Annotated in this window: 20 protein-coding genes; 4 read left to right on the top strand and 16 right to left on the bottom strand. The window is 42.3% G+C overall.

What is annotated here, in order from left to right; genetic code table 11:
- The first annotated feature begins 58 nt into the window (after positions 1-58).
- The 3 genes from iorA to CC97_RS04725 are packed head-to-tail and all read left to right on the top strand — an operon-like array spanning position 59 to position 3,734.
- Positions 59-1,852 (top strand): indolepyruvate ferredoxin oxidoreductase subunit alpha, encoded by a 1,794-nt coding sequence (iorA, locus tag CC97_RS04735; protein ID WP_044974053.1) that lies wholly within the window; start codon positions 59-61, stop codon positions 1,850-1,852.
- Entirely contained in the window at positions 1,845-2,429 is a 585-nt protein-coding gene (locus CC97_RS04730; RefSeq protein WP_044974052.1) for an indolepyruvate oxidoreductase subunit beta, read from the top strand. Before iorA ends, CC97_RS04730 begins: the two co-directional genes overlap by 8 nt.
- 60 nt (positions 2,430-2,489) lie before the next feature.
- Positions 2,490-3,734 (top strand): phenylacetate--CoA ligase, encoded by a 1,245-nt coding sequence (locus tag CC97_RS04725; RefSeq protein ID WP_044974051.1) that lies wholly within the window; start codon positions 2,490-2,492, stop codon positions 3,732-3,734.
- A 217-nt stretch (positions 3,735-3,951) separates the two neighbouring features.
- Here the strand turns inward: CC97_RS04725 and fliB are convergent, their stop codons facing one another.
- From fliB to CC97_RS04690, 7 genes are all read right to left on the bottom strand, one after another.
- Positions 3,952-4,938: a flagellin lysine-N-methylase gene (gene fliB, locus CC97_RS04720; protein WP_044974050.1), complete on the bottom strand. Its 987-nt coding sequence runs from the start codon at positions 4,936-4,938 to the stop codon at positions 3,952-3,954.
- Entirely contained in the window at positions 4,935-5,891 is a 957-nt protein-coding gene (locus CC97_RS04715; protein WP_044974049.1) for a site-specific DNA-methyltransferase, read from the bottom strand. The genes fliB and CC97_RS04715 overlap by 4 nt, the downstream gene beginning before the upstream one ends.
- Positions 5,891-6,232, bottom strand: coding sequence for a phenylpyruvate tautomerase MIF-related protein (locus CC97_RS04710; RefSeq protein WP_044974048.1), 342 nt, complete (start codon positions 6,230-6,232; stop codon positions 5,891-5,893). The genes CC97_RS04715 and CC97_RS04710 overlap by 1 nt, the downstream gene beginning before the upstream one ends.
- A 102-nt stretch (positions 6,233-6,334) precedes the next feature.
- The gene (locus CC97_RS04705) at positions 6,335-6,715 is read right to left on the bottom strand and encodes a RidA family protein (RefSeq protein ID WP_044974047.1); all 381 of its coding nucleotides are present in this window, start codon (positions 6,713-6,715) and stop codon (positions 6,335-6,337) included.
- Positions 6,716-6,955: 240 nt separating this feature from the next.
- Positions 6,956-7,744: a Cof-type HAD-IIB family hydrolase gene (locus CC97_RS04700; RefSeq protein WP_049962689.1), complete on the bottom strand. Its 789-nt coding sequence runs from the start codon at positions 7,742-7,744 to the stop codon at positions 6,956-6,958.
- Positions 7,745-7,839: 95 nt separating this feature from the next.
- Entirely contained in the window at positions 7,840-9,126 is a 1,287-nt protein-coding gene (locus tag CC97_RS04695) for a type II toxin-antitoxin system HipA family toxin (RefSeq protein ID WP_044974046.1), read from the bottom strand.
- The gene (locus CC97_RS04690; RefSeq protein WP_044974045.1) at positions 9,123-9,467 is read right to left on the bottom strand and encodes a helix-turn-helix transcriptional regulator; all 345 of its coding nucleotides are present in this window, start codon (positions 9,465-9,467) and stop codon (positions 9,123-9,125) included. The genes CC97_RS04695 and CC97_RS04690 overlap by 4 nt, the downstream gene beginning before the upstream one ends.
- A 248-nt stretch (positions 9,468-9,715) precedes the next feature.
- Between CC97_RS04690 and pepT the strand changes: the two genes are divergently transcribed.
- Positions 9,716-10,942, top strand: a complete 1,227-nt coding sequence (pepT, locus tag CC97_RS04685) for a peptidase T (RefSeq protein WP_044974044.1) — start codon at positions 9,716-9,718, stop codon at positions 10,940-10,942.
- A 152-nt stretch (positions 10,943-11,094) separates the two neighbouring features.
- On the opposite strand, the gene CC97_RS21280 is transcribed toward pepT, so the two are convergent.
- From CC97_RS21280 to ligA, 9 genes are all read right to left on the bottom strand, one after another.
- A complete protein-coding gene (locus CC97_RS21280) occupies positions 11,095-11,226 on the bottom strand; it encodes a hypothetical protein (RefSeq protein WP_278245312.1) in 132 nt (43 codons plus the stop codon).
- A 79-nt stretch (positions 11,227-11,305) separates the two neighbouring features.
- Entirely contained in the window at positions 11,306-11,617 is a 312-nt protein-coding gene (locus tag CC97_RS04680; protein ID WP_044974043.1) for a hypothetical protein, read from the bottom strand.
- Positions 11,586-12,698, bottom strand: a complete 1,113-nt coding sequence (locus CC97_RS04675; protein ID WP_044974042.1) for a hypothetical protein — start codon at positions 12,696-12,698, stop codon at positions 11,586-11,588. The genes CC97_RS04680 and CC97_RS04675 overlap by 32 nt, the downstream gene beginning before the upstream one ends.
- A gap of 31 nt (positions 12,699-12,729) precedes the next feature.
- Positions 12,730-14,160, bottom strand: coding sequence for a hypothetical protein (locus tag CC97_RS04670; RefSeq protein WP_044974041.1), 1,431 nt, complete (start codon positions 14,158-14,160; stop codon positions 12,730-12,732).
- Positions 14,161-14,197: 37 nt separating this feature from the next.
- Positions 14,198-15,199, bottom strand: a complete 1,002-nt coding sequence (locus CC97_RS04665) for a hypothetical protein (protein WP_044974040.1) — start codon at positions 15,197-15,199, stop codon at positions 14,198-14,200.
- Entirely contained in the window at positions 15,189-15,698 is a 510-nt protein-coding gene (locus CC97_RS04660) for an RNA polymerase sigma factor (RefSeq protein WP_049962688.1), read from the bottom strand. Before CC97_RS04660 ends, CC97_RS04665 begins: the two co-directional genes overlap by 11 nt.
- 251 nt (positions 15,699-15,949) lie before the next feature.
- Positions 15,950-16,534 (bottom strand): GGDEF domain-containing protein, encoded by a 585-nt coding sequence (locus CC97_RS04655; RefSeq protein WP_049962687.1) that lies wholly within the window; start codon positions 16,532-16,534, stop codon positions 15,950-15,952.
- 133 nt (positions 16,535-16,667) lie between these two features.
- Entirely contained in the window at positions 16,668-17,036 is a 369-nt protein-coding gene (locus CC97_RS04650) for a hypothetical protein (RefSeq protein ID WP_044974039.1), read from the bottom strand.
- Between the two features lie 122 nt (positions 17,037-17,158).
- Positions 17,159-19,141 carry an NAD-dependent DNA ligase LigA gene (gene ligA / locus CC97_RS04645; RefSeq protein WP_044974038.1) on the bottom strand — a complete coding sequence of 661 codons (1,983 nt, stop codon included), beginning with the start codon at positions 19,139-19,141 and terminating at the stop codon, positions 17,159-17,161.
- Positions 19,142-19,143: the final 2 nt, after the last annotated feature.

Genomic DNA, 19,143 nt, shown 5'->3' with positions numbered 1-19,143 from the left:
ACTGTGCAGTTTCTTACTGTTCAGTACGGTCCTAATTTTATCGTGAAAGGATTTTGTCATGAAAAAAGAATATGTTATGGGCAACAGCGCCATAGCACTCGGTGCACTTGCTGCCGGAGTAAATCTTGTCTCCGGATATCCGGGAACACCTTCATCAGAGATTATTGAGACAATTCAGAAATACAAGGGGAAAGATGTATATCTTGAGTGGTCAGTTAATGAAAAGGCTGCTCTTGAAGTTGCTGCTGGTGCAGCGTATACGGGCGCACGTACAATGGTAACAATGAAGCAGGTCGGACTCAATGTTGCTTCCGATCCTCTCATGTCACTTGCCTACGTCGGCGTTAAGGGCGGTATGGTCATTGTTTCCGCAGACGATCCGGGTCCGATATCATCTCAGACTGAACAAGATACAAGAATGTTCGGGGATTTTGCCCGCATTCCTGTTTTTGATCCGACTTCACCTGAAGAAGCTTTCCAGATGATCCAGGATGCTTTTGACTACTCTGAAAAGTATAATACACCTGTTCTTTTCAGACCGACTACAAGAGTCTGTCACGCGTATGCGTCAATCGAATTCGATGAAAACTTTAAGGCAAAGGAATACGAAGGATTTATCAAGGACTCAAAGAAATGGGTCATCTTCCCTCGCCTTTCATATAACAATCATATTGCGATTGAGAAGAGAAACGTCATTATGGGTGATGATTTCTCGGAATATTCACACAATACAGTTCAGGGCTCAGGCAGAAAAGCAGTTTTTGCTTCCGGTGTAAGCTACTCATATGCTAAGGAATACCTCGGTGACCGTGAGGACGTTACTCTTGTAAAGATCGCAACACCTCATCCGTTCCCTGAAAAGTTTGCGCTTTCTGTTCTCGAAAAATGTGACGAAGTTCTCTGCTTTGAGGAACTCAGCCCTTATATTGAGAACCAGCTTCTTAAGACTGCAGGAAAGCATCATCTTCCTGTAAAGATCCTCGGCAAGGCTACAGGACACGGCGCCCTTGCAGGTGAAAACTCATCCGACTACGCTGCTGAAATCATCTCACAGTTTCTTGGTGAGACTCTTCCTGAAAAGCTTGATATTTCAGATCTTCCGGAACTTCCTGTAAGACCTCCGGTGCTCTGCGCAGGCTGCCCTCACCGTGCATCTTTCTACGCTGTAAAGAAGGCTATGGCTGGCAGAAAGACATTCTACTGCGGCGATATCGGCTGCTACACACTCGGCAACGCTATGCCTCTTGACATGTGCGATACCTGTCTATGTATGGGTGCCGGCATTACAATGGCTCAGGGCTTCAATCACCTTGAAAAGGACGGCGTGGCATTCTCATTTGTCGGTGACTCGACATTCTTTGCTTCAGGTATGACCGGTGTTGTAAACGCTGTATACAATGAAGCAGATATGATCCTCTGCGTTCTTGACAACTCAACAACTGCTATGACAGGTCATCAGCCTCATCCTGGTACAGGAAAGAACATGATGGGTGACATAATTGAAAAGGTTGATATTATAAAAATCCTTGAAGGTATCGGTCTTAAGAAGATCATAACAGTTGATCCTCTTGATCTTGAAGCATCAGTTGCAGCTGTTAAGGAATGTGCTGATACTCCTGGTGTAAAGGCGATCATCTTCAGGTCACCTTGTATCGCACTTTTCAGAGCGACAAAGAGAGCGGTGATCTCTGACAAGTGCATTCAGTGCAAAAAGTGTATAAGAGAGATAGGCTGTCCTGCTATCGTTATCGAAGACGGTAAGGTTGCAATTGACAAGTCACTCTGTACGGGCTGCGGACTCTGCGGTCAGATCTGCCCTGTAAATGCGATAGGAGGTGTTACAATTGAATAAGGATATCCTTCTCTGCGGTGTAGGCGGTCAGGGTACTGTACTCGCTTCAAAGCTTATCGCATCAGCAGCAATGCGTGACGGAAATATCGTTCATTCAGCTGAAACTATTGGTATGGCACAGCGCGGCGGTTCTGTTACAAGCCATGTTCGCATCGGCGAAAAGGCAAGCGCTCCCCTTATTCCGCTCGGATCAGCAGATCTTATTCTTGCATTTGAGCCTTCTGAAGCTGTTAGAAATCTTAAATATCTTAAGAAAGACGGCGTTGTTATCGTAAATTCAGTTCCTGTTAAACCTGTTACTGAGTCTCTTAAGAGCACTGGCTACGACGGCAGCGAAATGATAGAATATCTTAAAAAGAAGTGTTCAGTGATCGTTGTTGACGCTGAAAAGATATGCAGTGAACTTGGTTCATCAAAAGTTTTCAACGTTGCAATTCTTGGCGTTGCTCTCGGCACAGGCAAGGCTGGCCTTAAAAAGGATCACGTTGTTGCTGAGATCAGGGAACGTGTCAAGGAACGTTTTGTTGACCTCAATCTTCGTGCACTTGAAAAAGGCGAAAGTTTGGCAAACACATAAATAAAATGCTTATTACGGGATTAATTACGGGAAAATCAAAACAAGACAGGAGAAAGAATAATGAAATTAACCGAAAAGCAGATCGAGCTTATCGACAAGCAGGTGAAAAGACTTATTGCTTCCGGAAGCTACTACGGCGAAGTTTACAAGAAGGCTGGCATCACTGGTGTTACATGTCAGGAGGACTTTGAAAAGCTTCCTTTCTCAGGTAAGGACGACCTCAGAAATGCTTATCCTCTTGGAATCATGGCATGTGATGAGTCTGAGATCGTAAGAATCCACTCATCATCAGGTACGACAGGCAAGCCTGTTATCATTCCTTACACAGCTAAGGACGTTGATGACTGGGCTATCATGTTTGCAAGATGCTATGAAACAGCAGGCGTAACCAAAAAGGACAGAATCCAGATCACACCTGGCTACGGCCTCTGGACAGCAGGTATCGGTTTCCAGGCAGGATGCGAAAAGCTTGGCGCAATGGCAGTACCGCTCGGCCCTGGCAACACAGAAAAGCAGCTTCAGATGATGCAGGATCTCGAAACTACAGTTATCACTGCTACTTCTTCATATGGTATCCTTCTTGCTGAAGAGATCCAGAAGAGAGGTCTTAAGGACAAGATCAAGCTTAAGAAGGGCGTTTTCGGTTCAGAAAGATGGAGCGAGACAACAAGAGAACGAATCCGTAAGGAACTCGTTGACGAGATCTATGATATCTACGGCCTTACAGAGATCTACGGACCTGGTATCGGTATCACATGTGAAGAAGACGACGGTATCCATTACTGGGATGACTTTATTTACATTGAAGTTATCGATCCTATCACAGGCAAGCCGGTTGAAGACGGCGAAGACGGCGAGATCGTTATCACAACTCTCGTTAAGGAAGGTGCTCCTCTCCTCAGATTCAGAACTCATGACCTTTCAAGAATAATTCCTGGTAAGTGCAAGTGCGGAAGATGCTATCCGAGAATCGATACTATCAAGGGCAGAAGCGATGACATGTTCAAGGTTCGCGGCGTAAACATGTTCCCTAAGCAGGTTGAAGAGCTCCTTGCAAAGGTTGAAGGTACATCAAGTGAATATGCTATCAGAATCGCACGTGAAGAAGGTACAAACAAGGATGTTATGCTTCTTACAGTTGAATGTGACGGTAAGTATGACTTCAATCAGGTTTCAGGAGAAATCATGGAGAAGTTCAAGGCTCTTATCGGTATGACACCTAACAAGGTAATCGTTGTTCCGATCGGTACACTTCCAAGATCTGAAAAGAAGACAAAGAGAGTTACAGACGACAGAAAGCTCTGATCTTATATTCAGTATAATACTGACTGACGATGTATTTCATCTGTCTGTTCACTGATAATAATTATCCCCTGTCCCGTTTATTCAGGACAGGGGATTTTTGTGTCCGGTAATACCGGAGGATAAAAACAAAAACCACGTAAACTTACCTGTTTTCATAAGTTTACGTGGTCTGTTTTTTTAAATATTATATGCGAGATCAAGGACTGCGTTTATATTGTCATCTGAATACTCTGTTTCCTTTGAGTACTCCTTGGCTATTCTGATAACGTCTTTTTACAGTCAGTGTTCCGTTTTCAAGGTAAAAGCATTCGTAAAGATAACGTATTACCGTGACGCTTGCTGCCATAAGGAAAACGTATGAATAAAATTCCTCATTGAAAACGCCTTTCATAAAATACCGCCAGATAAAATATACAGCAATGTTTTCAAGATAACGTTCCATATCCGGAACTGCATTCCGGAAGGCATTCCTGTTCTTTTTTACATCGTCCGCAAGTGAAAAGCAGTGTTTTAAGTACTCAGGACGTTTCGGATCAAGAGGTTCGAGTTCTGAAAAGAAGGACAGAAGCTTTTCCTCGTCCGGCAGTTCCCTTTCCATGTCCTTTGCTATTTTAAAGGTTCCATACTCACCGTTATCCAAACGGTACTGCAGTTCTTCCGCATAGGAAAGAACATCAGCAATACGTTCATCAACAGAAAGGTTTCGGTCCTGAAGATGATTTATGATATTCTCTCTTGCCTTATAAAGAAAGTCATAAAGCACGTCAGAATAGTCTTCGCAGTCATCGTCAGGAATAACTGTTTCCGTAAACAAAAATTTCTTATCCTGAGTGATTATGATACGGGCGCTTTCCTCGCATCCAAGACCGGTTCCGCCTTCCTTTACGCCTTTGAACCATTCAAAGTAACGTGGATGATCCGTACAGATCTGGCACAGATGTTCTTCGCCGAGTTCAGTGTAAATATCACAGAGGTTTCTGTTATTCAGAAACGGACAGCGGTCATTATTAAGGAGCTTGAATGATGCGGTTTCTACGGTGCTTATATTGTCTTTCAGTCTTCTGCCGAATTCTCCGGATACGGAGCGGTAATAATCAAGTGTGCTGTCATCAATGTCGATCTCCCAGCCTATACAGCAGTTGTCAGTACATCTTTCTGCGGTACAGCGGAAATCAGAGCAGTAGTCAGGCATGCGGAGTATCATCGGGGTTTCTTTACTCCTTTTGTCAGTTCGTCAAGAAGATCCATCTGACCGTCTTTTTTCAGCTTTTCACCGTACTTTGCCTTTACTTCCTTTATAAATTCAGGAATGGCATCTTCGTGATTGACAAGGAACCATTTTACGTGGTTTCTGATGTATTCAGCACGAAGTTCCGGGTCGTTGAGATCATTAGGCACTCTTGTCATTCTGTCATCGATAGAATCGAAGCCGGTGAATGGTTTTGCAAGTCTTTCCTTACACATTTTCACGTATTCCGGGTTGATGTCGATCCCAATGCAGTTTCGCCCTGTCTGCTGGCATACACGAAGTGCAGTGCCTGATCCTACAAACGGATCGAGTACGGTATCTCCTTCGTTGGTGCTTGCAAGAATGATCCTCTCGTACAGTCCTTCCGGCTTTTGTGTCGGATGGGACAGACGGTTTCTGCTGCAGTAGTGCATGTGTGAGAATTCCCATACGTTGCCCGGATTTGCACCGCGCATGTTGTTTACCGAGCGGTAATATTTCTGAGGTATTCTTACTGCATCAAGGTTGAAGGTGAACTTCTTGCTTTTGGTAAACATAAGTATGTCGTCATGACGCGGACTGAATCCGATGGTCTTACCTATTCCCTGGGTGTAGTACCATACGATCCATGAGTTGAAGTGGTACTTCAGCTGGCTGTCAAGATAATTGTAGACGTAGGAAATATACCTCATACCCATGAAAATGTAGATAGTCCCCTCCGGCTTAAGAACTCTGTCGGCTTCTTTCATCCACTCCTCGGTGAAATTCAGGTACTCGGCAAATTCCAGCGTGTCGTGCGTGTTGCCGTAGTTCTTGCTGAGATTATACGGAGGATCGGTTACTATAAGATCGACGGATTCGTCCGGAATATCTTTCATTTTTTCGAGGATATCCCCGCAGTATATATCAAGCTTTACTTTTTTCTTCATTAAAAATTAGATCCGTTCCAGCCCCAGTCTCTTGTTGCTTCGTACTTAACGTATGTTCTTGCTGTATCGATACCAAGTTCGCTGTTAAGGATGGTGCAGATGCTGTCTGTAAGCTTGCTGAATGAAGCTGAATCAGCTGAACCGAATACGCTTACTGATACCATAGCAGCAGGAGCGTCAGTTCCCTTGAAGTAGAGCTTTCTTTCAGGTTCTATTTCAACCATGAGCCAGCTTTCAGACTTGCCAGGAATAATTGATATAGCTTTACCGAGCGCAGATTTTAAAGCAGTTTCCTTGTCCTTTGAAACAGGTGTGTTTGTTTTAACATTTATAAATGGCATAATGATCCGCCTTTCTTAATAATACAATACTGATACGATGTTTTGTGTTATGTATAACGAGCAGTATACGCCGGCATACTGCATGTTCCGGATATTCGTTTATTATTTGTATGATGATTCTGCAATCACTTCGATCTCTGCAAGAACGTTCTTCGGAAGAGCCTTTGCAGCTACGCAGCTTCTTGCAGGAAGTGAAACGAAGTACTTTCCGTAAACTTCATTGAAAGCGGCAAAGTCATTCATGTCAGCGAGGAAGCATGTTGTTTTTACTACCTTTTCGAAAGATGAACCTGAGACATCAAGAATTGCTGAAATGTTTCTGATTATCTGTTCTGTCTGACCTTTGATATCTGATGCTTCTACATTTCCTGTTTCTGGGTTTATAGCTATCTGTCCGGATAAGTAAACCATTCCGTTTGAAACGATCGCCTGTGAATAAGGTCCGATAGCAGCCGGAGCCTTTTCAGTCTGTATTTTTATCATGGTATTTTCTCCTTTTTTCGGTTATTCTGAGTCATATCTGAAATTATGACGTCACTATAATATTATACACCAATCTGAAAGGTTTTACAAGAATATAAATTCTGGCTATAACAGAAATCCATTTATCTTAGGGAAATACTGATTATATCGGAAATCCGGCTTCGCCGGATTTCCGGAGGTGGGATTTGCGGGGCTTCGCCCCGGAGCCCCACGCTGATTTATTCATAAATCAGCATTTCTTTAGAAAAATCCGTATTTCTCCATTGCGTTGTATATTCCGTTTTCCATAATGTCATCAGTTACATAATCAGCATATTGTTTGAGCTTTTCTCCGTTGCCCATTGATATAGATGTTCCTGCTGCACTGAACATAGGAAGGTCGTTAAGACTGTCGCCTATTGCGTAAGCCTGTGATTTATCCATTCCGTAGTGCTTAAGCACCATTTCTATTCCTGTCGCCTTTGAGCATGGTTTCGGAACTATTTCAGCAAACACAGGGCCGCGGTCTATCCAGAAATAATCCTTTTCCAGTTCCTTCATAAGTCTTTTAAGGTCAGTGTGTTCATCAAATGCCACTATGAATTTATCAAAAGAAAAGTCCTCGTCTTCAGTACAGTGGTCAACGTTTTTACCTTCCAGAGCAAAGTTTTCTCTTATTTTGTCGATAACCGGTGATTTTCTTACAGTAAAATCAAAAAGAACGCAGTCCTTTCGTTCATACATCGGAACCGCATTGCAGGAACGGATAAGTTCCGCAGTTTTCATGCAGAGATCCTTTTCAAGCCGGTTGTACCAGATCTCCTCCCCTTCGCACTCGACCATGGTACCGCATCCGTAAACGTAGCCGTCAAATCCGAGACTGCGTACATCGTCATCAACGTTCACGTACGGTCTTCCTGTATTGATGTAAAGCAGATTCCCGGCTTTTCTGGCAAGTTCAAGCGCCTTCAGCGTACTTTCCGGCACGGCAGCACCATGTACTTCAGGTATAAGTGTTCCGTCTATATCAAAAAACATTATTTTCTTCAATGAATTTACCTCGGTTCCTTATCTGATCCAGATTACTGATTAAATTCCTGTACTAAAGGATCATATCATATTATCGTGCCACAGGCACCACTGTTTCATATTTTGTTTATAAGCTCATTTACTTCGTTCGATCTTTCGTCACTTAACCCGGAAAGCTCAGCATAGTGCATCCAGTTCGCTGTCACACTTCTGGTTTTTTCTATTGTTTCACGGCAGAAGACTGAGGAAAGTCCCATTTTCTTTCCTGTTTCGAGCATGTCTTCATCGGTAATGTCAAACGACTTTCCGTTTACAGACATCTGGTGCTGTGAGATCCAGCGGTTCTGCGGGTTGTAGGAATATGTAATGTCATAGGCCGGAGTTATACTCCATTTCCCTGCCTTGTTCATCATGAATGAAAAGTTCTTTACATGGTCATCACAGTTTATACCGATCACGTTATATACCATGCGCTTAAATATCTGTTCGGTTTCCTTCTTTGTTATCCCGAGCTGTCTTGCGCGCAGTGCGTATTCCTCGTAGCTGCATATGTTCGGGTAGTTGTAGTCAAAATGGCACAGTGCCGCAAGTGTCTGCATGTGGATCTTTTCCCCGTTTAACCGGTCAAATCTTTTCGTCATGAAATGATTAAGACCGTCTTTTTTTATAACGCGGCATTCGCTCATTTCTATTCCGAGATCTTTCGCCATCAGATAGTAGGCGTATTCGATAAGTGTGTACTGGTTCGGGTCGGCAAGTTCGTGATCGCCGTTGTTTTTTACTCCGTCAAACTTGATGAGCCAGTATTCAAAACCGTCACCGGCGTTTATCTGTCCCGAGCGTATTTCACCCGTCTTTTCGTTCCAGGCAATGATCGCCTTGGCTCTTGCGCCGCCGGCAGATGAACCTATTTCAAGAAGCTGCATTTTGCTGACGTCGTCGCTTGTAAGTGACTGATTCGTGCGGTTTGCAAGAACGTCTGATGCAAGCTTTGTCATTTCGGTAAGATCGATAAGGTCAGTACCCGTGCGTACAAGATCTGAAGCCGGCTGATACTCCAGAGCACCCATGCCTCTTTTGCCCGTGTAGCAAAGTCTGTCCAATGCTGTGAACTTTTCCGGTGAGCGGCCTGTTCGTGCAAGCCAGCTGTTTATTACTGCGTTACCGAATTTGTCCGGCAGCGAGTCGGCCACAAGTCCAGGAAGACCGTGAAATGCATCGGAACGGCCAAGTTCCGGAAAACTGTATACTCTTCCGCCAAGCGGCATTTTAAACGGTGAAAGTTCGATTCCGCTCTTCTGAAAATCTCTGTCATATTCGAAGTCAGCACACAAGGCATTTTCGTTCTGATACAGAATACCTATTCTTTTTCCCCATAAAAAGACTTCAACTGAATTTATCATTCTTCATCGCCCCATTTCCATGTGTTTTCTTTTTTCTCATCATTTCTGTTCTTTCTGACGCGCTGTTTTTCCTTACGTTCAGAAACGTAGTATGACGGGCGCTTAGTATGATCGGGTATCAGCAGTTCCATATTGCTTTCAAGTCCGAGCGCCTTCATTATCTTAATAAAATTAAGCAGACTGATATCTTTTCCGCGTTCAAACCTTGCCACCGTTCCCGGAGCAACAAAAGCTTTGTCAGCGAGTTCGGACTGAGTCATCTCACAGGATATGCGGTATTGCCTTACACGTTCAGTTATTTCATTGAAAATCTCACTTTCAAATTTTCCGTCCAGATCCATACATATCACCTCGGTAAATATAACAGATAATATATTAATAATTAAGCTGTAAAACGTCATCTAACTGACAAGATATTGCCTGTTAGTATTATAGCATTCCGCAACGGAAAAGTCAATATTTTAAAAAGATATCTTACACGCAGCATGCTGAGTAATGAGACTTAAATAATCTTTACATCAGAATACAAATATGATACAATTAAATGGTAAATTGTTTGAATATATCGGATCAGAAAGAAGGCTTTTAAATGAGTGAAGTTATCGAACGCTTTTTAAGATATGTAAAAATAGAAACAACATCATCGGAAACGAGTGAAATTGCACCGAGTACGGCAGGTCAGCGCGATCTTGCGTCACTGCTTTATAAGGAACTGACTGATATGGGAGCTTCAGATGTTTTCTACGATGAGGAACACTGCTATGTATATGCGAAAATACCGGCTTCGGAAGGATATGAAAACAGAAAAACTCTCGGTTTTATCGCACATATGGATACATCTCCGGAAGCTTCCGGAAAAGATGTTAAGCCGCGTATTATTGAAAACTATGACGGCGAGGATATTGTCCTTAACAAAGAACTGAACATTGTACTGGAAACCGCAAAATATCCTGAAATTAAAGCATATAAAGGTCAGAGGATCATCGTTACCGACGGAACAACACTTCTTGGTGCAGATGACAAAGCCGGTGTCGCTGAAATAATGACAATGGCAGACACTCTCCTCTCCCATCCGGAGATCCCGCACGGACCTGTCGCTGTTGCTTTTACTCCTGATGAAGAGATCGGTGCCGGTACAGTTAATTTTGACATGGAACGCTTCGGCGCTGATTACGCCTATACGGTTGACGGAGGTGGCATCGGTGAACTGGAATATGAAACATTCAATGCTGCATCAGCAGTAATAGAAATAACCGGCGTAAATGTTCATACCGGCGAAGCTAAAAACAAGATGATCAATGCCGCTCGTATTGCCACTGAATTTGATTCCATGCTGCCGGCTGAACAGAGACCGGAATTTACCGAGGGGCGCGAGGGATTCTATCATCTTATGGGTATTGAAGGAAGCACGGAAAGTGCGAAACTCGTTTATCTCATACGTGATCACGACAGAATGATCTTCGAAAACCGCAAAGCCATCATGTACGGCATCGGCGACCAGCTTGATCTCCGCTACGGCGCCGGAACGGTCAAAGTGAACATAAAAGATACCTACTACAACATGCGCGAAAAGATAGAGCCTGATTTTATGTTCCTCATCGACAACGCCTGCGAGGTAATGAAGGAACTCGGCATCGAACCGAAAATCCAGCCGATCCGCGGCGGCACAGACGGCTCCGCCCTCTCCTTCCGCGGCCTCCCGTGCCCGAACATCTGTACCGGCGGCCACAACTACCACGGCAGATTCGAATACTGCTGCGCCGATTCAATGGAGAAGATCGTGGAGATACTGGTAAGGCTGACGGCGAAGAGATGATGATATCAATCGTTTCATCGGTACAAATCAGCAAAAAAGATAAAGCGTAGAATATTCTGATTTGTTTGATAAGTTAAAAAGATCAGAATTATAAAAAAAATCAAGCGATGACTTTCACTTAAGCCCTCGCTTGTTTTTTAGAGTTTAGGAAATCATGAGATCTCGTTCAGATACAGCGTAACTTTATTCTGAATTGTTCTGGCAGTTTCTTCTGCTGCTAAATCGTCTGAGTAGAAATATGTAAGAAGTTCATCATTTACGATCTCGGAAACTTTTCTGTACATGACATCTGTTACTGCCGGCAGTGTATATATACTGCGGTATGCATTCTCATCATCAGATGTAAAATTTATGTAAGTGTCATTATAAGAGTTTTTTTATTTCTTCATCAATCTGACTTTTCATTACAGAAGAATCTGATGAAATGCATGAAATAGATATTGCATCGTTTGAGGATGAATATGTATACTGACCATAGCTGTAATTGGTATTCATGTTGTTTATGACATATTTAATGAATTCCCATGCATTTTCCTTATGCTCCGAACTGCTGGTTATTCCGAAAGAAAGAACAGGAGAAATTAGTCTTGTACCGCCTTTATCTGACGGCCAGCCTGAAACATATTCAACAGATGGTCTGTCACTATATCTTTCTGTAACATTGAAAAAAATCATTCAGACATGAGATTTCCGCTCCTACCAGTTTATCCTCTCTGTTCTGGGAATTATCAGATTCGTTTATTTCCTCCGCTTCTTCTTTAGTGATTCCCTCTTCCTTTAAAAATTTTATAAGCGAAATAAACTCATCGTTATCAAAATCACATTTTTTATTTTCAAGATCAACGTGTTCAGTATAATACGGCAGGAGAACACTGCCTGAAATATTATCATAATCGAGATGATAATACGGAAACAGATCTTTGTCACCTGAATCAAGGGACATAAATTCATTATAATCCAGTTTTTCAAGTTTTTCATCTGAAAAAAGTACCGACTGAGTGATCCCTGCAGGAATAGTATACAGGCAGTCTTTATAAGTGAATGCATCGATGATATATTCTGAAATACCATTCAGATCAAACTGAGGATCTGTATCAGCGATCTGTCGCATATCTGTAAACAGACCTTTCATGATATACGATGAGAGATCAAGCTGATCCATCAGTATAATATCAGGAATGTCATTATTGATGATATCTTTTGAAAGAGCATTATCGATTATCTCATTATAGTTCTTTTCACTTTCAGCATCCTCTGAATCATAATAATACTTCGAATAGTCTTTCAGGAGAATATAGCAAGTGTCACTTTTCTTATTAAAATCAGCAGCAAGCGATTTTATTGTATAGCTATGAGGAACTGCCAGAGTGATGACCTCTCTTGAATTAAGAACAGCAAGACGTTCCTCATCCGCCTTTACAAGTTTGATGCCGTCTATGCCGAGGATTTCAGTATCGCTTATCGGCAGTGATTCACCTACGTGATAGAAGCTGGTTGAAAAATCCGAAAAAGATGCGATTAGCTCTGTTTTTCCTGTATTTTCATTCCAGCCATGAATTTCTGTTTCGTCACAAATGACAATATCATGATCTCCGTATCCGTCCATAAAGGTACACCAGCTGTCATTCCAGGTAAATGATGTAATCTTTTCTCCGATATCATTATGTTCATTATCATATTTAAAAACCTGAACCTGTTCGCTATTATCGCTGTACGTCTGAATAACAGTGTATACAGTATTGTCACTGTTCTGCACCAGCGTAAGTCCGTAGTGTTCATCATAAACTTCAGGAATAATTGTTTTTTTTCAGATTTCCGGAAGTATCATAGACCATAATACACGCATTGTCTTCTTCGTCCGGATAAACTATCATCAGTTCGCCGGATGAATTCATTACCATCCTGCCGGTGTATGCTTCAAAATGAAGTTCAGGCAGCCTGAAAAGCAGAGTGTCATTACCGTCTTTTTCATGGCGGTATACTGAATTGCTGACAGATTCGTATGTATATCCGTCTTCAGATCCTTTCAGCATGTGTTCAGCAGAAATATAATAGAAAGTACCGTCAGGTGAAATGCATGATGCTCCGTTTCCTTCGCAGTCTGTTATAACTGTTTCACCCGTTTTTCTGTCGATCTCATACAAAGATGCAGTTCCCGCATCTGCAAGAGCTACGTAAAGACTGTTTCCGCTCAGATACGCAGATCTGTAATTAGAACCGAGCTTTGGAAGCGTGTCGTCAGACACTATGAGTTCCTTACTGTCATCTTCGTAGTGATAGCCGTAGATACCGTCCGAACATACAAATACCATATCATAGTCGAGGGATGGTCCTATGAATTCATTAACGCCGTACAGATCATACATGTGCACAAGATCACCGGTCTTCGGATCGATGACATCAACAGATTGCTGACTGGTCAGGACAACGTTCCCGTCTTTGTCAGTGAAAAAGCCGGTTACTATATCTCCAAGAGGATTTTCACCGGTGAGTTTTGTCAGTTTGTCATTTTCGTCTATAGCAAAAACAGTGTAATACTCATATTTTACATCCATTACCAGATAGATTTTTCCGTCGTCAGAAATACAGATATCTTTCAGGAAGAGCTCTTTTGACATCTGATCTGATAAATCGATCTGTTTTACAAGGTTGAGAGATGAATCGAAACATTTAAGTATATTATCACGGTCTATTAAGTATAAGTTTCCGGATGAATCTGCTTTGGCATACCAGACATTTTCTGCGTCCGCGGTTTTTCTGTTACTGCTCTGTAAATCATATGAAATAATTTTATTCCATTCATCTCCAATACCGGAATACACTATTCTCTTGTCATCACGGTAAATTATGTCCTGCGCATCAATTTTATCATGATCGTCAGCGATAACAGAAGAATCAGTCATATTTACGATATAGCCGCTGGTTCCTGAAGTATATACATCTTCTTCAGTTACAGGTTTGATATAGTATATTTTTTCAGCAGAAGCAGCAGCAGGATGTGCTCCGGTAAGGTCTTCATCGCATACCTGTACTTCATCATAGAAAAGTGTTATAGTATCATACCCGCTCGGTTTCTTTTTCCACGTAGTATTTTTGATCTCTTTTTCTGCTGTCGAATTACCGGAATTAAGCGGCTCTCTGACTTCTTTACCGCACGATGCAGCTGTAACTGCAAGCGACAGCGCAAGTATAAAACTTAGTATTCTCTTTATTTTCATTTATTCTTTCCTTTCGTTCATATACACAATGCATTCTTTATACCGGCCAGAGGTTATCCTTCACCGAAAGTGATGTTCTGACTGAATTGGATTTAGTACAGTCATACGACAGTATTCCGAAATAGGATGTCTCCCCACCCTCTGATGAAACCTTAATGAAATCAGGAATATCTTCCGGCACACGAAGCTTTTTGCTGACGGTATAATCCAGTTCAAAGAAATTCACAGGGATAAGTTCACCGTTTCTTCTGACAAATGCGTGAAGTTCTCCTGTTTTAACTTCAAAATCAGTATCAGCGTCAAGCGCTTCTCTTACTGTAATGCCGTCGATTTTTACCGGAGCATCTTTGTTCTGGAATTTGGAAACAATTTTCTGGAAACCGGCGCGGGAATTTGCGTCACCCTTAAACTGATCTGTTTCCGTTAGATTTAAAGCTTCCTCTTCGGTGATACGTTCGTTAGTGTGGAGAAGGTAATTGATATTTCCCTCTTTATCATATCCTGCAACATAGGCGTCTTCGGTAAATACGGTTTTACCGCCTGCGGAAATTACTTTTACAAACAACTCTTTTCCTTCTGTCTCGGTGATCTCATACGGGATAAGGCCAAGGGAAAGAAGAATTCCGGCCTCAGGAGTATTATAGTATTCCACTTCAGGAGCTTTTACAAACTTTCTGTAATTTTCGCTGCTGTCGAGGGGGATGCTGATGAAACCGAAGTCAGCGCGGTCTTCATTGAATTCATCAATGCTTTTCTGAAGCTCTTCATCATAAACGACCTCAGAAACGCTTGTTTCAGTGTCATCAAAAGATTTGTTACTGTTGAGCTGACCGTAAACCGGCAGTGCGATACAAAATACTGCAGCCAGCGAAGCGCATACAGTGATGATCTTTCCTCTGGTGTTATGTTCTTTATTCTTTACGGCTACAATTATTTCGCCGGACATTTCGTTATGAAACTGCAGATTTTCAGGCACTTCCGAGCCTAAAAGATTTCCAAGCATTTTATCCAGACGTTCGTTGTTATACTTACTCTTCATGTTCCATCTCCTTCCTTAAAAGTACTTTCGCCGCGTTAAGACGTGATTTTACTGTCCCTGTCGGTATACCGAGAATTTCAGCTGTTTCTTTTTCGGAATAGTCATTGAAATATCTTAAAACAACTACCACGCGGTATTTTTCAGGCAGTCGTTTTACAGCTTTAAGAAGTTCTTTATATTCTTCATGAGTCGCTGTATCATCATCGTCCGGTATCATTTCAAAGAATTCATCATGCTCATCGTTTGATCCGAACAGCAGCGGTCTTGAATTATACAGTCGTCTTAGCGTGGATTTATAGGTGTTCACACAGATCCCGAATATCCATTTTTCAAATTCCTGCGAGGCATCATAGGTTTTATAATACTTAAGCGCTCTGAGACAGGTGTCCTGAAAAAGGTCAGCAGCATCGTGATGATCTCTGCAGAGGTTGATGCAGAGACGTGACAGTCGTTCTCCGCATTTTTCAATATGTTCGCTGATATCAGTTTTGCTTTTCAAATGCTGCTCCTTTCCTTGTTTTGAAGTCCTTCATTATATATTACTCATTCGCTGCCCTAAAAGTTCGGTGAATTTTAAAAAAATTATTTTATCTCTAAAAAAATGATTAAATCAGAAATCCGGATTTACGAAGGGTAGATCAGCGGGCTTCGCCCCGGAGCCCCGTGTTGATTAATGAATAAATCAGTGTTTTTCCTGAGAAAATTTGCTGTACATAAAAAAAGCGGGGATGCTCCCCGCTCTTATCTTATTTATTTTTTCCTCTGCCTTGTCTTACCGGTTTTCACGTAAAACTCCTTCTTTTCCTCATACAGCATTTCATCGGCCTGGTAGTAAAGGGTGTCTATCGTGCTTCCCTTTGATTTCATAGCGTAGCCGATGGAACAGGTGTAAGGAGTTTCAGAGACTTCAGCTCTGATACGTTCGATGAGTGACTTAACGTCATCTTCACCGGAGCCTATGCAGAGAATTACGTATTCGTCGCCGCCTATTCTGTAGACGCGCTGTCCTTTTTTATGGGCTGCCTTCCAGAAACAGTCCGCCAGTGCCTTGAGTGCAGTGTCTCCGGCCACATGACCTTCGCTGTCGTTTATTTCCTTTAAGCCGTTCATATCCATTGTTATAACGGCTGTTACATCGTTGATATATTTTTCCGCATCGGAATAATAGGTCTGACGGTTTAAAAGTTTTGTCAGCGGATCGCGCTTTGTGAACTGCTGAAGCAGATAAACGTAGTAAAGCATAATATTAACTGCTATTGTCACGTTGAACCAGTGCATATCAGCTGTTTCAACGAACAGAGGTGCAACGAGGCAGAACAGCGAAGTGAGAGCCATGTAGAACAGTATTCTGTAATCTTCTTTTTGTTTTCTGCCGCTTTTAAATACGTTTATGAGGAGATAAGTAAGATAAAGTGCATTGATGAAATAGGTCAGATATCCAAGAGTTCCTCTGTGAAAATGATTATGTTCATCTATGGTGAAAAACTATACCGGTCGGTATCGAAATGAAACACAGCACTGCGTTGAGGATCGCAGGAAACAGAAGATAGGCTTTCTGTTTCGGATAAACTATCATAACTATATTAACAAGAATAAATGCAATAAGCGAATAGCATACGGCACTCAGTACAGGCCTGAAAATACTGAAATTCTCCTGATTTCCGAGATAAGTTTCAATGTAACAGGCCACTGAGTATAACAGAAGCATAACATTGGTAGCAGCTATCCGGTTTACCATTCTTTTTTCAAGATGTATTTCAGAAGTCAGAGCTATAGTCATTCCCAGAATAAGGACCAGCATTCCCCAGTGGTCAGAAAAATAATCAAATACAGACATACAATTCCCCCTTTATATCAATAATACCCATAAATCCGGCAAAAAAGTCTGCGGGGCTTCGCCTCGTGCCCCACGCTGATTTATGAATAAATCAGCTGTTTCTTAACTTTACAGACATGATTTTATTCACCGGTCATGGCGAGAAGTTCTGCTTCGGAAAGAATGGCAATACCAAGTTCTTCAGCCTTTGTAAGCTTGCTTCCGGCTTCTTCACCGGCAACAACGTAGTCAGTTTTCTTTGAAACTGAAGAGGAAACCTTACCGCCCATGTCTTCTATGATCTTTTTGGCTTCATCACGTTTGAGAGTAGGAAGAGTTCCTGTAAGAACGAATACTTTACCTTCCAGCTTATTACTCTTCTTACTTGAGGCATATGTGAAATTAAGTCCGTGGGTGCGGAGCTTTTCTATAAGGGCAACAAGATGAGGTTCCCTTAGTGCTTCATAGACACCCTGTGACATGACATCTCCGAAGCCGTCAATAGAAGAGATCTCAGTAACATCAGCGTTCATTATCGCATCGAGACTTCCGAACTTTTCGCAGAGAAGAACTGCGGCTCTTGCACCGATATTTCTGATGCCAAGGCCGAAAATCAGTCTGTCGAGAGTATTTGACTTTGAAGCTTCAATTGCCTTTACAAGATTTCCTGCTGATTTTTCCTTGAAACGGTCAAGAGTCATAAGCTTTGCTTCGGTAAGATCGTAAAGATCTGCTGCTGATGTGATAAGTCTGTTATCCACGAGAAGAGCAACGATAGCATCACCGAGTCCGTCAATATTCATGGCCGGCTTGGATGCGAAATGGATGATATTTTTAAGAAGCTGCGCAGGACATGAAGTATTCGGACATCTTAATGCACTTTCCTCATCCACATGGATAGCCTTCGTTCCGCAGACAGGACAGACTTCAGGAAGTGTATAAGGAACAGAACCCTCAGCGTGTGAAACGGAATTAAGCACTTCCGGAATGATATCTCCTGCTTTTCTTACAGTGATGGTATCGCCTATGCGTATATCCCTGTCGGTAATGAACTGCTGGTTATGAAGTACGGCACGGGAAACGCTTGTTCCGGCAAGAAGAAGCGGATCAAATACGGCTACAGGTGTAATGGCACCTGTTCTGCCGACATTTACTTCAATGCTTCTGAGAACGGTCTGTTTTTCCTCTGGCGGGAATTTATAAGCCACTGCCCACTTAGGATATTTTGAAGTAGCTCCCATGATATTACGCTGGTTAAAATCATCAACCTTGATAACGACACCGTCTATGTCAAAAGGATATGTGGCACGGTTTTCGCCTATCTTCTTTATTTCGGCTTCTATCTGCTCATAAGTGGTACATGGCACATAGCTCGGAATGGTCTTGAAACCAAGTTTCTTTATGTAGTCAAGAGATTCCTTATGTGATGAAACAGCTTTGCCTTCGTTCTGCTGAATGTTAAAAACAAAGATATCCAGCTTTCTTTCTGCAGTGATCTTCGAGCTTTTCTGTCTGAGAGAACCGGCTGCAGCGTTACGAGGATTCTTGAAAGGTGTTTCATCATTGAGTTCCTGCTTTTCAACCAGCTTGAAAAAGCTTTCACGCGGCATATATACCTCGCCTCGTACTTCGAGAAGCGGGATCGAGCTGTCGATTTTTAACGGGATAGATCTGATGGTCTTAAGGTTGGCTGATACATCTTCGCCTGTGAAACCGTCGCCTCTTGTGGAACCGATAAAGAATTCTCCGTCATGATATTCCAGTGATACCGAAAGACCATCTATCTTTGGTTCAACGATAAATACAGGAGATGTGAGTTCGGATATACATTTTTCTGTAAACTCCTTTACCTGTTCAAACGAGAAAACATCCTGAAGGCTTCCCATCTGAACGCGGTGCGGTACTTTTGCAAAGGTGTTCAGAGCGGTGCCGCCTACTCGCTTTGTAGGTGAGTTTTCAGACGCAAGCTCCGGAAATTCTGCTTCAAGCTTCTTAAGTTCCTGCATGAGCATGTCATATTCATAGTCATCCACGGTAGGATTATCAAGTACGTAGTATGCGTGATTATGTCTGTTTATTATTTCAGTGAGCTCATCGACTCTGTTTTTAGCTTCATTAAGATCCATTC

Origin of the sequence: Ruminococcus sp. HUN007, assembly GCF_000712055.1 — a bacterium.
Classification (GTDB): Bacteria; Bacillota; Clostridia; order Oscillospirales; family Ruminococcaceae; genus HUN007.
This window is presented reverse-complemented; position numbering and strand designations above follow the sequence as displayed.